The sequence below is a fragment of the Micromonospora sp. NPDC047074 genome, from assembly GCF_040643815.1.
In the GTDB taxonomy this organism is placed as follows: domain Bacteria; phylum Actinomycetota; class Actinomycetes; order Mycobacteriales; family Micromonosporaceae; genus Micromonospora.
In genome coordinates this window covers 23,899-37,487 of sequence record NZ_JBEYVB010000036.1, presented here as the reverse complement: position 1 = coordinate 37,487, position 13,589 = coordinate 23,899, and the positions used below count along the sequence as shown (strand labels likewise).

Annotated in this window: 13 protein-coding genes; 4 read left to right on the top strand and 9 right to left on the bottom strand. The window is 72.4% G+C overall.

Annotated features, from left to right (window positions below; translation table 11 throughout):
• Window positions 1–37: 37 nt before the first annotated feature.
• On the bottom strand, window positions 38–277 hold the full coding sequence (locus tag ABZ809_RS28065) for a winged helix-turn-helix domain-containing protein (RefSeq protein ID WP_357565614.1): 240 nt from the start codon (window positions 275–277) through the stop codon (window positions 38–40).
• A gap of 314 nt (window positions 278–591) precedes the next feature.
• On the opposite strand from ABZ809_RS28065, the gene ABZ809_RS28060 reads away from it, so the two are divergent.
• Both ABZ809_RS28060 and ABZ809_RS28055 read left to right on the top strand, forming a co-directional pair.
• A complete protein-coding gene (locus ABZ809_RS28060) occupies window positions 592–885 on the top strand; it encodes a DivIVA domain-containing protein (RefSeq protein ID WP_357565613.1) in 294 nt (97 codons plus the stop codon).
• Window positions 882–1,232 (top strand): hypothetical protein, encoded by a 351-nt coding sequence (locus ABZ809_RS28055; RefSeq protein WP_357565612.1) that lies wholly within the window; start codon window positions 882–884, stop codon window positions 1,230–1,232. Before ABZ809_RS28060 ends, ABZ809_RS28055 begins: the two co-directional genes overlap by 4 nt.
• An 87-nt stretch (window positions 1,233–1,319) precedes the next feature.
• Here ABZ809_RS28055 and ABZ809_RS28050 read toward each other — a convergent pair whose 3' ends face one another.
• The gene (locus ABZ809_RS28050) at window positions 1,320–1,799 is read right to left on the bottom strand and encodes a hypothetical protein (RefSeq protein WP_357565611.1); all 480 of its coding nucleotides are present in this window, start codon (window positions 1,797–1,799) and stop codon (window positions 1,320–1,322) included.
• The gene (locus tag ABZ809_RS28045) at window positions 1,796–2,251 is read right to left on the bottom strand and encodes a hypothetical protein (protein WP_357565610.1); all 456 of its coding nucleotides are present in this window, start codon (window positions 2,249–2,251) and stop codon (window positions 1,796–1,798) included. Before ABZ809_RS28045 ends, ABZ809_RS28050 begins: the two co-directional genes overlap by 4 nt.
• 60 nt (window positions 2,252–2,311) lie before the next feature.
• On the opposite strand from ABZ809_RS28045, the gene ABZ809_RS28040 reads away from it, so the two are divergent.
• Window positions 2,312–2,839, top strand: a complete 528-nt coding sequence (locus ABZ809_RS28040) for a hypothetical protein (RefSeq protein ID WP_357565609.1) — start codon at window positions 2,312–2,314, stop codon at window positions 2,837–2,839.
• A 43-nt stretch (window positions 2,840–2,882) separates the two neighbouring features.
• Here the strand turns inward: ABZ809_RS28040 and ABZ809_RS28035 are convergent, their stop codons facing one another.
• The 4 genes from ABZ809_RS28035 to ABZ809_RS28020 form a co-directional block, all read right to left on the bottom strand.
• Window positions 2,883–3,848, bottom strand: coding sequence for a DUF559 domain-containing protein (locus ABZ809_RS28035; protein WP_357565608.1), 966 nt, complete (start codon window positions 3,846–3,848; stop codon window positions 2,883–2,885).
• Window positions 3,849–4,153: 305 nt separating this feature from the next.
• Window positions 4,154–8,542 carry a BREX system serine/threonine kinase PglW gene (gene pglW, locus ABZ809_RS28030; RefSeq protein ID WP_357565607.1) on the bottom strand — a complete coding sequence of 1,463 codons (4,389 nt, stop codon included), beginning with the start codon at window positions 8,540–8,542 and terminating at the stop codon, window positions 4,154–4,156.
• A 280-nt stretch (window positions 8,543–8,822) separates the two neighbouring features.
• Entirely contained in the window at window positions 8,823–9,431 is a 609-nt protein-coding gene (locus ABZ809_RS28025) for a hypothetical protein (protein ID WP_357565606.1), read from the bottom strand.
• Window positions 9,432–9,475: 44 nt separating this feature from the next.
• Window positions 9,476–10,033, bottom strand: a complete 558-nt coding sequence (locus tag ABZ809_RS28020; protein ID WP_357565605.1) for a restriction endonuclease — start codon at window positions 10,031–10,033, stop codon at window positions 9,476–9,478.
• A gap of 380 nt (window positions 10,034–10,413) precedes the next feature.
• Here ABZ809_RS28020 and ABZ809_RS28015 point away from each other — a divergent pair, with 380 nt between their 5' ends.
• Complete coding sequence (locus ABZ809_RS28015; RefSeq protein ID WP_357565640.1) at window positions 10,414–10,863, top strand: hypothetical protein; 450 nt, start codon at window positions 10,414–10,416, stop codon at window positions 10,861–10,863.
• A 72-nt stretch (window positions 10,864–10,935) separates the two neighbouring features.
• Here ABZ809_RS28015 and ABZ809_RS28010 read toward each other — a convergent pair whose 3' ends face one another.
• The gene (locus tag ABZ809_RS28010; RefSeq protein WP_357565604.1) at window positions 10,936–12,561 is read right to left on the bottom strand and encodes an anibiotic ABC transporter; all 1,626 of its coding nucleotides are present in this window, start codon (window positions 12,559–12,561) and stop codon (window positions 10,936–10,938) included.
• Window positions 12,558–13,499: an ABC transporter ATP-binding protein gene (locus ABZ809_RS28005; protein WP_357565603.1), complete on the bottom strand. Its 942-nt coding sequence runs from the start codon at window positions 13,497–13,499 to the stop codon at window positions 12,558–12,560. Before ABZ809_RS28005 ends, ABZ809_RS28010 begins: the two co-directional genes overlap by 4 nt.
• Window positions 13,500–13,589 lie beyond the last annotated feature (90 nt).

Below are 13,589 nucleotides of genomic sequence, written 5' to 3'. Positions count from 1 at the left end.
GCACCCGTTGGGACCGTTTCCGTCGCCGGCCCGCTACCTACGGCTCCCGCATCCAGGTTTTCGGGTCGGTGACGAAGACGCCCTTGCCCTGCTGGCGGCGGATTACCCGCAGCGCTTCCAGCCGGGCGTAGGCCATCTGCACGGTCCCGTGACTGACGCCGTAGTTCTGACGCAACTCGGCGATTGAGGGCAGCCTGTCCCCCGGCTTCAACTTCTTGGACCTGACGTCGGCGATCACATCGTCGGCGATGCGCCAGTAGTCCGGCACTTCTCGCATGGCACTCCTCGCGTGGCAATCCGATTCGATCACACCGCGACGCGCCTAACAAGCAGCGTTGACTCATCTGACATGTCTAGTTATGTTGATTCCGAGCCCGTCCTCGCGTGGCAACGAGTTCGGCTCATCCCCTGGTCGGGGCGGGTGTCTGTGCCCGTCCCGGCCCCGTCCGGCTGCTCTGCCGTCGTACCGCCAATCGGGCTGCGGCGGCCGAGCGGGCGGGTCGTCCGCGGCCCCCTCGCGGACGACCCGCCCTTCCCGACCCCACCGCGCGGAGCCCGCGCGCTCCCGCCGGCCCTGAAGAGAGGATCGTCGTGGCTCAGGTGTACCGAGGTGCTCAGCCCCATCCCGCCGGCTACCCGGGCCGGCTGACGCCGCACGAGGTGCGGACCCGCGAGTTCGCCGCGCGCCGGCGCGGCGTCGACCCTGTGGAGGTACGCGAGTTCCAGGCCCGGGTCTCCGACGAGCTGGCCATGCTCAACGAGACGGTACGGCTGCTCACGCAGGAGAACGACCGGATCAGGCGGGCGCTGCGCGACTGGCAGAGCATGCACGCCCGGGAGTGCCGGCCGCCGGAGGAGCATCACCGCAACTCCGGTCACTGGTGACCGCGCGCCCCTCCCCCGGCGACCTGCTCGCCGTCGACGGCCGGGCCTCGGTGCAGTTCGCCGGGGACCGCGCCCTGACCTTCCGCGTCGTCTCGGTCGCCGACCAGCCGACGTACGCCGGCTGGATCTGGCTGACCGGCTACGTCCTGAACCGGCGCGGCGAGGCGACCGCCAAGCGCGAGATCTACGTCCAGCTCGCCGGCCTCCGCCCGGCTCCTCCACCTGACGGTACGTCCCGCCGCGCCCCGCGCTCCCGCCGCGCCTCGTCCCACGCTCTGCGGCCTGATCAGCGCGGCGCCGCGAGTGGCGACCGCTCGGGGCTGCGTACTGGGGCTCAGGCTGGGTGACGTCATCGATGTGACGGGTGGCGCGGTGTCGCACACCTGCGCGGAGCAGGGGTGAGGCGACCGGCCCCGGGGGGGGGGAGAGAGAGATCACCTCGGCGGCTGACGGTCGAGGGTGGCCGGCCGCCGCTGCGGGTGCGCGGTGGGGTTGCCGGCCGTTGCCGGCGCACCGACCACCCTCTGGTACGCGACCCGGAGCGTCGGCGCCACGGTCTCGTGCAGGTAGGGAACGCCGTTGAGCCCTCCCCAGCGCAGCTTGCCCCAGGCGGAGGGATTGGTGAACGCCGCGACGAGGGTGCCGACGCCCGCGATTCGCGCCTGCTCCAGGTGTGGGGCGACCTGGCGGCGCCGGCCCATCAGCTCGGTCAGCACCTTGTGGACCTGGACGCCCTGCACGATGCACAGCGTCGGCTCCAGGATCCTTATCGTCTCCGCCAGGTGCGGGAGACAGTTGCGGCTCATGGTCGCGTCGCTCAACGATCTCGCCCCGTCGGCCGTAGCCGAGCAGAGCCGCAGGTTCGCCATGGCGTACGCGTCGAAGAGGTGCACGGGTTGCCGCACCCCGCTCATGCGGAGCTGCTCGCTTCGCGATCGTCTCCCGGCTTCCGCCCCACCGCGAGCCGGAGGGCATTGGTGGTGCCCTTCATGTGCGGATTCCGGTCGGTGAACGGCATCTCGGCCGACTTCATGACCTCAGCGTGGCGCTGATCAAGAGTCACGTTCTCCCTTGGGCGCACCGTGTCCATCGCGATGACCAGGATGCGGCACGGTTTTCCGCCCAGCGTGAGATCGTAGTGACGGCCGACGTGTGAAAGCTGCCCGGCGGCGAAGGACACCTCGGGCCGCGGCACCCCCCGCCCGTCGAACATGACAGCGCGCCGGCAACTGCCCAGCTTGCGGCAGACGCACTTGCCCGACGAGCCGAGCACCTGCGCGCCCATGTACTGGCGCAGCTTCTCGACGCGCCTCACGGTGGCGAGAGTGTCGCTGGCCACGACGTACTGCCGAACAGAGGTCGTCATGACGAGAAGTTAGCGACGGGTGACTGTTCAGACCAGCGCGCGATACGAAGAATCAGACACATGACCGAGACCTTGCGCCAGTTGGCCGCGTTGCTACGGACTCGCGACGAACTGGATGCCCGGATCGCGGCGCTCACCGGACGATCGGCGCGGCCCGGCGACGTCGGCGAGTTCATCGCCGCGCAGGTCTTCGACATCGAGCTGGCCGCCACGGCGACCCAGGCCGGTTACGACGGCATCTTCCGCTCCGGCCCCCTCGCCGGCAGGACCGTGAACGTCAAGACCTACGGCGACGCCCTCACCGGCATCGACATCAGCCCGTATCAGTGCGACTTCTACCTGGTCTTGAGTGGGCCGCCCCGGCAGCCCGGTGCGGTACGCCACCACCAGTGGCGGATATCCGCGGCGTACCTCTTCGAGGCCAGCGCCCTGCTCGACACCCTGGCCGCCCGAGGCGTCAAGATCGGCGTCGCGACGAGCCTGCGCAGAGGCGACGTCGAGGCCGCCCAGGTCTTCCCGGTGACCGGCCAGACCGCACTGCTGCGCCTCGCCCCGGAGCAGACCGCGTTGCTGTCGGAGTTTGCCTAGATCGTTGTCCCTCGGCCCCTGCGGCACGCTCAATTGTGCGGGCTCAAGCGGTCGCGCTCGCCCGACGATTCGTCAGGATGGCGAGGGTTTCCCTGCGTACGTCGTCGGTCTCGTGGACCAGTCGGCGGTGGGCGAAGCGGACCACCAGGATCCCGACGGTCGCCAGCAGCGCGTCCCGGCGCAGGTCGATCTCGCGCTGACGGGGATCGCCGTGTGTCGTGGCGCCGTCGAGTTCGATGTTGACCCGCTCCCGCTCGGCGAACAGGTCGAGATACATCGTCCTCGGCCCGACACGTACCCGCGCCTGACGGCGGAACGCTGGCATCCCTGGACCGGTGAAGACGCGCTCGTGCCCCCATATCTCCAGCGGGCTGCGACAGCCCTCGGCGAGCCTTGTCAGCAGCGTCCGGAACGTTGCCCGGTCGTGCAGTTTCGGCGCGTTTCCCAGGGCCACCGCCAGCCGTTCCGGCGTGGTGAGCCGGTCGTTGACCGCCCGGAGGACCGGCGCCCGCCGCTCGGCCGATGGCAGGATCGGCCACGAGTCGACAAGGGTCTGCTCGAGACGGGTCACCGGCTGTCCCTTCCGGACCACCACCTGCGGTGGCTCGAGGATGAGGCCCTGACGTCGGTGCACCGTCACTCCGGGCCGGCTGCGCAGGCCGGCACGGGCTGGTGCGCTGAGGTGCAACAGCTCGCCAGGATTCTGTCGACGCAGCCCCCACACGTCGAGGGCGCTGAGGTGACTGAGCGCGCCGCGCCCCTCGACCCACGCGCACGCGGCACGGCGAGCCAGCTCAGGGTCGAGTCGGCTCAGCACGGGGGCGTCGGGGCGGGTTCCCCGTCGACCGTCCAGCAGGTGCGCCGCCACGAACACCTCGGGCATCACCCGGACCAGAGCACCACTGCGACATGCCTGCCACAGCGTCCACTCCGGAACCACCTGCACGGCCGCCACGCGGGTCACCAGCCCACCGGCCCGCTCTACCAACTCCCCGAGCACCGGATTCACGCCATCGACGATGGCTACCCAGCCCACCCTCCCGCAACCGCCCCAACCCCACCCTGTGGACACCCGCCCCGCTGTGGACGACCCCCACCGGCAGCCCGCGCCTGCTATGGCAGCGCCTCGACCGCTGGCAGTCAGGCTGCAACGTGATCAGCGTGTCGAGCTGCCCAGCCGTCAACGATCACGGCGATCCGGCGGCGGCGGGCACAGGGGGCGCGAGGCAGGGCTGAACCGGGTGGCGTGAGGCTGCCAGGTGAACGGCTCGATCCAGGGCGGGTGGAGTGACGCAAGGCGGGCGGGTGTCGGAGTCAGACGGGAGCTGTGCTGCGGTGGGCGTTGACAACCCAGGCGTCCGGTAGGGCGATCCACTCGTTGTCACCCACCCGCACCGCCGCGCCGTCCAGTTTGGGCAGCAGCGCCGGATCCTCCATCGGGCAGAGCAGCCACACGTCGCCCGCCCCACCACGTGCCGCGTCGGCCAGCTCGTAGAGCCGGTCCATCGCCCGGTAACGCGCCAGCACCGCCGCGTCGTGCAGCAGCACCGGCCCCTCGCCGGCCCGCAGCTCCGCGCGCAACTCGGGCGCCGCGAGCTGCCACGCCTGCTCGACGTACTCGCCGAGCTTGATCGCCGGCCGGGACCCGGGCTCCGCGATGTCGGCTCTCAGCACCGTCTCCCAGGTCGGCTTCGGGCGCGCGTCGACCAGGGCGTGCAGGTGGTCCAGGAAGCGGGCCGCCACGTTGACCGGCCGGGCGCCGAAGCGCCGGACGAGTTCCTCGCGGGCCGGGGCGTACCGGTTGAGGCGTACCGTCAGGGCCCGGAAGCCACCGGTGGACCTGGCGCCCGTCAGCCGCTCCTCGGCGCGCATCGCCGCCGCCAGGTCCGGCGACTCGGCCGTCCACCGGCTCGGCGCGGCCGTCGCCGACGGGCGACGCTGCACGATCGACATGGAGGACGAGGCGTTGCGGGGCGGCGGCGGGACGTAGCGATCGCGATCCCAGCGCAGCTCGAAGCCGGCCTCGGCAAGCAGCCGGTCCAGCTTGGGGTGACCCGGTAACGGGTCCAGCTCGGGGAACCGCGCCGCCACCCGGTCGGCCACCTGCTCAGGAGTCAGGCCGCGCCGCTTGTCGGGCCCGGTCGCCGGGGGCACCACACCGGCCTGGGCCAGCCGCAGCGCCCGGACCGGGTCGAGGTCGCGAGGATAGAGCTCCAGTCGCGCGGTCGCGGCGGCCCGCTCCGAGGCCACCGCCGCGAGCAGCACCCGGCGTCGCTCGTCGATCGCGTCGGCCGCCCCGCCTGGCGCGGTCACGGCCGCGAGGGTACGCAGCACCGTCGCCGGGCTCGGCAGCACCTCGCTGGCGGCGAGCTTGTCGGCGGCCTTGCCGAGGGCGTCGGCGTAGTCGAGCAGGGCCGGCGCGGCCGGGGTGTCGGGGGCGTCGTCCTCGCCCGCTTCGAGGGCCACCAGCAGCCGCTCGCCGTGGCGGCGCAGCAGCAGGCGCGGCTCGTCGGCGAGGGCGTCGACCTCCACGGCGGCCCGCACCGCGGCGAGCGCCACCGCCTGGCGCAGCGCGTCGCCGGTGCGCACCGAACCCCGGCTGCCGAGCAGCGCCGTGGCCAGCTCGCCGACGCCCGACACCCGTCCCCCGTCGCGCAACAGCTCGATGATCTGCGTACGCACGCTGCCGATCACCGGGATGTCATGCCAGCGCTTGCGCTGCTTGCCGAGGATCTGCGCGACACGGGCGGAGCTGACCCCCAGCGCGGTGGCGACCTGTGGTTGCTGCGGCCAGGGTGGCAGCGCCGGCAGCCTGCCGGAGGAGTCGGGCAGATGCAGCAGCAGCCGGGTGCCCTCGATCTCGGTGCCGTTGCGGCCGTTCTTCGCCGGCAGGAGCAGCGTGGCGATCGCGTCCACGCCGACGCGTACCAGATCGGCGTCGCCGTTGCCGGCGGTCTCGGTGGCGGCCTCGGCGGTAGCCGCCTTGCGGGCGGCGGGGGTGGTGGGCAGGGTCTCCCGCTCCCCCAGCCGGCCGCGCCACTCCTTGACCCGGCGCTGCAGCTCCTTGCGGGTACGCGCGCCGAGGCCGGGGAGGGTGGCCAGCCTGTTCGCCACGGTGAGCAGCTCGCCGACGGTGGTCGCCTCCAGCCGGTGGGCGGCGGAGACGGCGCGCGGGGTGAGGCCGGCGGCCTCCAGCGCGGTGGCCCGGGTAGCCCTGGTCGCGGCCTCGTCGCGGGCCGCCTCGGCGGCATGCTCGTCCGGCTCGTCGGCTTCGATCTCCGGGTGGTCGGTGCCGACCGGGGCGCTCGCGTCGGAGCGACGGAACACCTGGTGCCAGGCGTCGCGCATGTCCTTCAGCGAGGCGAACCGGTGCCGGTGGTCCCGGTGCAGGGCCTGCCGGAAGAAGTCGACCAGGTCGTCGCGGACCGCCGGGTCGAACGCCTCCACGGCCAGCACCGGCGGGCCCTCGGTGAGCTGCGGTTCCGTGCCGCCGTCGCCCCAGACCGGCAGCTCACCCGAGGCCATCTCGTGCAGGGTGACCGCGAGGGCGTACCACTCGGCGTGCTTGTCGTAGACCTGCCGGTTGGCAGTGCCGAGGAACGGGTCCAGGTAGCGGGGGGTGCCGGCGGCGGTCTCCTTGACCGAGACACCGGCCAGGGAGAAGTCGAACAGCACCAACTGCCGGGTGCGGTTGGGTCGGACCCGGATCGCGATGTTGTCGGGCTTGATGTCGCGGTGGTAGACGCCCTCACCCTCCAGGTAGTCGAGCGCCCCGAAGAGGTAGTGGCTGTAGGTCTCCAGTTCGTCGACGGTCAACCGGCCGTCGTCGCGCAGCTTGCGGGCCAGCGTCAGCTCGCCCGCGTGCTCCAGCACCACGACGGTGCGGTTGCCGAGCTGCAGGGGCTCGGGCCGGGCCAGCCGGATCACGCGGGAGTCGGTGAGTGGGCCCAGCACCCGAGCCTCGTGCGCGAGCCGGGCGCCCTTCTCATCGGAGAGGCCGACCTTGAGCACCTCGTCCCTGCCGGTGCGCTGGTTGTACGCGAGAAACGCCCGGCACGTCGAGCCGGTGCCGAGCCTCTTCCTGATCGTCCATTCGCCGACCCGGTCGCCGCCGCGCGCCTCCAACGGGTCGACCTGTTCGGCTTCCGGCTCCTCCGGGTGCACCGAGGCGGGCGGCGGGGCGGTCAGCTCGTCCTCGACGACCTGCAGCATCTCGATGAACTCGGCGATGGTGGTGAGCCGCTGCGTCGGCACCGGGGCGGTGGCCGCCTGGATCAGCTCGTCGGCGAAGAGGCTGATCCCGTCGGCCACGGCGGTGGCCCGCAGCCCGTTGTCGCGGGCCAGCCGGGAGAGCAGTTCGGGACGCTTCGCTGCCGGCGGCTCACCGGTCAGCATCAGGTACGCCAGCGCGCCCAGCCCGAAGACGTCCATCGCCACCGCGTCGGGCTTCGGGGCGGTCAGCTCCGGCGCGAGGTACGCCTCGGCGGAGTGCTCGATGTGCGACGCGGCGTGCGAGGAGTGGGTCACCGGTTCACCGCTGCTGCCGCCGGCGGTGTCTATTCCCCTGGTCGCCGCCTGCCAGTCGCTGACCTGTAGCTGCGGCACCAGCCAGGCCTCGTCCTCGCTGCCGCCCCGCCGTCGACGACCCGGGCTGACGAGCACGCTGCGGGCCGACAGGGCGCGATGGTGCAGCCGTCGGCGGTGCGCGTACGCCACCGTCTCGGCGAGCTGACGGATCATGGCGAGCCGGCTCAGCGCGTCGAGACGGTTGCCGTACTGGGCCATGTAGTGGTCCAGCCGGAGCGAACGGGGGTCGTACCGGAAGATCAACGCCGGTCCGGCCTCGTGTGACTCCATCGAGTCCACCCGCACGATGCCCGGGTGGTTGATGCCGTGCAGCACGGTCATTTCGCGCTTGGCGGCGCGTTCGATGCTGGCCCGCTCGGACTGCACCGCGTTGCGTTCGACCAGGTAGATCCGGATCCGCCGGTGCTCCCGCTCCAACTCCCGATGTCGGGCGTGGTGGTCCTGCCAAGTCGGTCCCAGATCGAACGGGCGGGTCTCCAGTTCCCACGCCCCGATCTGGTAGTGCTTACGGCTGCGGGCGATGCCAACGGCCTTGAGCAGATCCGGCAGCGCCGCGGACATCTCCTTGGTGACCCGCTGACGCTCGTCCTGCGGCGGGCGCTGCAGCAGCGAAGCGACCGTCGGCAGCGGGCCCGGCTGGTGGCCGGGAGCCGGCTCTGGACCGTGGATGCCGTGCAGGTGGTGCTCGGCGAGGTTGACGATCAGACCCGGCTTGGAAAGGAAGACAGCCGCCTGCACGAACGGGATCTTGAGCGTCGGCCCCTTACGCTGGCTCGCCGCTACCTGGAGCAGAGACTTGATTTTCTTGGCCTTAACGTCCGCCAGGTGCAACGGGTTGTCGAACGTGCGAGTGCCGCTGGGGCCACGCAGGATCCAGTTGGAGCCGCTGGAGGTGAGCTGGCCGTTGAAACTCTTGATTTCGATCAGATAGAGCCCACCCGGGCCGGCCACCAGAAGGTCGACCTCGTACGGGTGGCCGGTCTGTGCGGTGAAGGTGAAGTTCGACCAGGCGCGGTAAGGCTCCGTGTCGGGCAGCAACGCCTGGACGTGCGCCAACGCCTCCCGTTCGTGCGCGAACTGTGACGGCGTGATCGTCGTCCACCGGCCCTCCTGCATGCCAGAGATCCTAGGCCCAGGTGACCCACCCCCCGGCGCCAGCCAGTTGAGCTACCGTCGTGGCGCACGACGCCGTCCCGACCACCTTGGCATCGTCACTGTCCCTGACGGGGACTGGTGAATCATGATCGGCTTCGGCGACCCGGCGAAGACGCCCCACCGCGCCTCGCAGGGCAGACGCGGACAGGGCGCCGACAGCGTGACCAGCGGCCCGCGATGGGACGCGTCCACGGACTCGCCGCACGGTTGGTCGCTTCTGGCGGAATGGGCGGGTGGGATGTTAGGCAGGGCTTCCGGTCGTTTCAGCCGCAGGCCGCGCCTCCGGTGTCTGCCGTAGCGCTCTGTCTGCCCGGATCTCGTCCAGCCGTGCTCCGAGGATCATGGCCTGGGCGACCGAACCGCCGTTGACGCCGAGGCCGCCACGGGCCGCGCCGTAGAAGAGATCCCGCGCCTCGTTCGCCCGTTGCACCAGGTCGTCGGGGTCGTCCCCCACGAGGGGTTCGCGGGCGGCCCGCTCGATCCCCCACACGGCGTCTCGCCAGGTGCGCGCCGCCGACACCGTCGAGGCGTCTCCGAGCAGCAGGAGGCTCTCCCATGCCAGGGTGTGCCGGACGTCGGCCTCGGCCAACCGGGCGAGCCCTTCCTCCCGGTCCATGGGGTGCGAGCGCGAGTGGGGTCGCTGACCGCTGAGCATGCGCGCGGCGACGGCGTGGATCTCCTTGACCACCCGGGCGAACTCGACGTACGCGTCGAGCCGCCGGTCGTCCCAGCGAATGGTCTGGCTCCGCTTCCAGCGGTTTCGATCGGCGACGGAGGTGGCGACGATCGTGCCAATGGTGCCGATCAACACGCCGATGAGCGCGGGCAACTGCGCGACGACACTTCCCATGGCTGCGAGCCTGCCAGCCGGTGGCAACCGTAGCCGCCCCCGGGTCACCTGCCGAGCATGCGCGGTGGCGGCGTGCCCGCCCAGGCCCACGTCTCCAGCGCACCGCGGTCGATCAGGACGATGCCGAGCTGTCGGGCGAGACGCACGCCGTCACCGGCGGTGAACAGCCCGTTGGTGACGATCGCGCACAGCTCACCGCCGTGCACCTCCCGGCAGGTGCCGGCAAAGCGCTGGATGGCGGCGCTGCCGACCCGATTCGTCAAGCTCTGCCGCTTGCACTGCACGACGACGCGCCGGCCGTCCGGGGCGAGCGCCGTGACGTCCGCTCCCCGGTCCCCGGAACCTCCTCTGACGTGGACGTGCCGGAATCCTGACGCCTCCAGCAGCCTGCCGAACCACTGCTCGAACTCGGCCCCGGTCATCGTGTCGGTCACCGCGACGACCCGGTCGCGCTCGGCCTGCTCCGCCCGCTGACGCGCCCGCTGCTTCGCCCTGGCCGACAGCAGGACGACGACACCCGCGACGGCGACCAGGACCAGAACGGCCGACCAGTACGGGTGCCTCCGTACGAAGTCGACGATCAGGAGGACCGCGACGACCACGGCCAGCCCTCCGAGACCAAGAGCCCAGCCGTTGCCCGAGCCACCTCCGGAACGGCCACGCCGCGCGGATCTTGCCCGGCCGGCCGGCCGTCGCCTGCGGTAGTGCCCCCGCACCCGGGACCCGTTCCGGCGGACGTGGGGCTTCACGTACGGCATGCGGCACCTCCGAGGGATCGGAAACCCAGCTTCCCGTCCCGGTACGACATACGCGGCGCACCCATGTCGACACTGTCAGCTATCGGTCACTTCGGAACAGCCGATTGCCGGGCTTGACCCTCGAGCTGGTCGAGTCCCCAGCATGTGACGCGGAGACCCGACGGCCGGTTCACCCGGCCACGACCGCGAGGAGCACCGTGGACACGAACGACGCCGACGAGGTCATGGCGGACATCGGCCGAGCCCTGGAGCTCGGCGGGACCGCCGCGCGGGACGCCCTCACCGCGCTCTGGGACCGGGTCGGCGACACCGGGGACGCCCTGCACCGCTGCACCATCGCGCACCACCTGGCCGACCTTCAGGAGACCGTCGCGGAGGAGCTGCGGTGGGATCGCCACGCGCTGGCCGCGGTCGCCGACCTCGGCGACGACCGCCTCCAGCGGCACCACGCCGGGTTGCGGGTCCGCGCCCTCCTGCCGTCGCTGCACCTGAACCTCGCCGACGGGTACCGCCGGGCCGGGGACGTCGAGCGTGCCCGGCACCACGTGGCGGTCGCGGCGCCCCTCGCCGCCGAGTTGCCGGACGACGGGTACGGCTCGATGATCCGCGACGCGATCACCCGGGTGGCCGGGCTGCTCGACAGTGGGTCGCGGGAACCTCTCGTCGTGCCCTGAGCTGCTTCGGTGTTAGGAAGGGCACCTTCTACTACAGAATGCGTTAACAAGGTGCCCTTCCTTACACCGCGGTCAGCTGGGGATGTCGCGGCGGCGGAAGCCGGCCAGGCCGGCCGCGAGCAGCGCCGCCGCCACCGCCGTCAGCACGACCAGCGGCAGCGCCGCCAGGTCGCCCGCCGGCACCGACGGCACGTGGGTGTACGGCGACAGGTTCAGCGCCGCCTGCGGCAGGTCGAGCACCGCACCGAGCTGCCCGAGCAGGAGGAACACGAGCAGCGCCACCCAGGACAGTGCCACCGACCAGCGGGGCAGCAGCCCGAACAGCGCCGTGACCGCCCCGGCCACCACCAGCAGGGCCGGCAGCCGTACGAGCGCCGCCCCGCCCAGCTCGATCGCCTGCCCGAGGGGGTCGCCCGCGACCAGGCCGTAGCCGAGCCCGGTGGTGAGGCCGCCCAGCAGCACCAGGGCGAGCGCACCCAGCGTGGCGGCGAGCGCCTGGGTGCCCAGCCACCGGGTGCGGCTGACGGCCGTGGCCAGCACCGCCTCCAGCGGGCCGCCGGCCTCGTCGCCGCGCGTACGCAGCAGCGCCTGCACGACGTACGCCCCGATGGTCAGCGCGAACAGCCCCAGCATCGCGGCCAGGTACGCGTCGATCAGTTTCGCGCTGCCACCCATCGCGGTGATCGCCTCGGCGGCGGCCGGGTTCTCCTCGATCATGGCGTTGAACTCGTCGCCGGCGATGCCCATGGAGAATCCGAGCACCGCCACGCCGACCGCCCAGCCGAGCAGCGTGCCGCGCTGCAACCGCCAGGCCAGCCCGCGAGGGCTGAGCAGTCGGGGCGCGGCCGTGGCCGGCCCCCGCCGGGGCGCGACCAGCCCGGCGCCGATGTCCCGCCGCTCGGCGAGCGCGTAGGCCAGCGCCACCCCGGCGACCAGCAGCGCGACGGGCAGCGCCAGCGTCCACCAGCGTTCGCCGCCGAAGGCCCGCACCTGGTTGCCCCAGCCCAGCGGGGAGAGCCAGGACGGCCAGGCGCTGACCACCCGCAGGCCGCCGTCGGTCTGCGCGCCCAGCACGTCGCCGGCCGCGCGGAGCAGGAAGGCGACCCCGACGGCGGCGGCGGCGAGCGCGTTGGCGCCCCGGGAGGTGACCGACAGCTGGGCGGTGACCGCGGCGATGCCCGTGAACGCCACCCCGACGCCGCCGATGGCGCCCGCCGCGGCGACGGATCCCGCGAGCGGCAGACCTGAGGCGGCCAGGGCGGCGGCGAGCAGCGCGGTGGCCGCCACGTTCGCCGCGACGACCACCAGCAGCGCGGCGGTGAGCAGCGCGTACCGGCCGACGACGGAGGCGCCCAGCAGCTCCGCCCGGCCGGTCTCCTCGTTCTGCCGGGTGTGCCGGACCACCGCGAAGGTGCTCAGCAACGCGGCGAGCAGGGCCAGGGTGACGTACGTCTCGGCGACCACCACCGCGCCGAGGTCGCTGCCGGCGATGGGGCCGTTGAACGCGCGGGCGACCAGGCTGGACGCCGAGGTGCTGGCGTAGCCGACCCGGGCCGCCTCGTCGGAGTAGACGCCGTCGACGCTGGCCGCGAGGGCGTAGCCGAGCAGGGGCGTGCCGAGCACCCAGACGGCGAGCCGGATCCGGTCGCGGCGCAGCACGAGCCGGGCGAGCCGCCCGGTGCCGGCGAACGCGTTCATCGGACGCCCGCCTGCCGGTCGGTGGCCGGGCGGCGGCCGTTGGTGGCGTGGGCGGCGCGCTCGTCGCCGTAGTGCCGCAGGAACAGCTCCTCCAGGGTGGGCGGGGTGCTGGTCAGCGCGCGGACGCCGAATCCGACGAGGAGTTTGAGCAGCTCGTCGAGGTGGGCGGGCTCGACCTCGAGGTGGATGCGCCCGTCGACCTCGCGCACCTCGTGCACGCCGGGCAGGGCGTCGAGGCCGGTCGCCGGTTGCGCGGTCTCGACGGTCACCGCCGTACGGGTGAGGTGACGCAGCTCGGTCAGGGTGCCGGATTCGACCGTGCGGCCCTCGCGGATGATGCTGACCCGGTCGCAGAGCGCCTCGACCTCGGCCAGCACGTGGCTGGAGAGCAGCACGGTGGCGCCGTCCTGCTTGAGCTGGCGGACCTCGTCCTGGAACACCGCCTCCATCAGCGGGTCGAGCCCGGAGGTCGGCTCGTCGAGCACGTAGAGCTCGACGTTCGAGGCGAAGGCCGCGACGATGGCGACCTTCTGCCGGTTGCCCTTGGAGTAGGTGCGGCACTTGCGCGTCGGGTCGAGGTCGAAGCGTTCCAGCAGGTCGTCGCGCCGCCGCCGGTCGAGGCCGCCGCGCAGCTCGCCGAAGAGGTCGATGGCCTCGCCGCCGGAAAGGTTGGGCCACAGGTTCACGTCGCCCGGCACGTACGCCAGCCGGCGGTGCAGGGCGACCGCGTCGCGCCAGGGATCGGCGTCGAACACCCGCACGTCGCCCGCGTCGCGGCGCAGCAGGCCGAGCAGGACGCGGATGGTGGTGGACTTGCCGGCGCCGTTGGGGCCGAGGAAGCCGTGCACCTCCCCCGCCTCGACCCGCAGGTCGAGCCCGTCGAGCGCACGAACGCTGCCGAACGTCTTGACCAGGTTTTCGATGGAGATGACGGGCATGACCCCTCCTGCCACTGACGGTGCAGACGACGCCACTGTACTGACCGGTGGTCAGTCGAATCAACGAGGCTGCCGCCTATCGGTCAGGCG

What these genes read in the sequence shown, in the direction of transcription:
- ABZ809_RS28065 (WP_357565614.1), bottom strand. Translation starts at nt 277, where the DNA reads ATGCGAGAAGTGCCGGACTACTGGCGCATCGCCGACGATGTGATCGCC.
- ABZ809_RS28050 (WP_357565611.1), bottom strand. Translation starts at nt 1,799, where the DNA reads ATGAGCGGGGTGCGGCAACCCGTGCACCTCTTCGACGCGTACGCCATG.
- ABZ809_RS28045 (WP_357565610.1), bottom strand. Translation starts at nt 2,251, where the DNA reads ATGACGACCTCTGTTCGGCAGTACGTCGTGGCCAGCGACACTCTCGCC.
- ABZ809_RS28040 (WP_357565609.1), top strand. Translation starts at nt 2,312, where the DNA reads ATGACCGAGACCTTGCGCCAGTTGGCCGCGTTGCTACGGACTCGCGAC.
- pglW (WP_357565607.1), bottom strand. Translation starts at nt 8,542, where the DNA reads ATGCAGGAGGGCCGGTGGACGACGATCACGCCGTCACAGTTCGCGCAC.
- ABZ809_RS28025 (WP_357565606.1), bottom strand. Translation starts at nt 9,431, where the DNA reads ATGGGAAGTGTCGTCGCGCAGTTGCCCGCGCTCATCGGCGTGTTGATC.
- ABZ809_RS28015 (WP_357565640.1), top strand. Translation starts at nt 10,414, where the DNA reads ATGGCGGACATCGGCCGAGCCCTGGAGCTCGGCGGGACCGCCGCGCGG.
- ABZ809_RS28010 (WP_357565604.1), bottom strand. Translation starts at nt 12,561, where the DNA reads ATGAACGCGTTCGCCGGCACCGGGCGGCTCGCCCGGCTCGTGCTGCGC.
- ABZ809_RS28005 (WP_357565603.1), bottom strand. Translation starts at nt 13,499, where the DNA reads ATGCCCGTCATCTCCATCGAAAACCTGGTCAAGACGTTCGGCAGCGTT.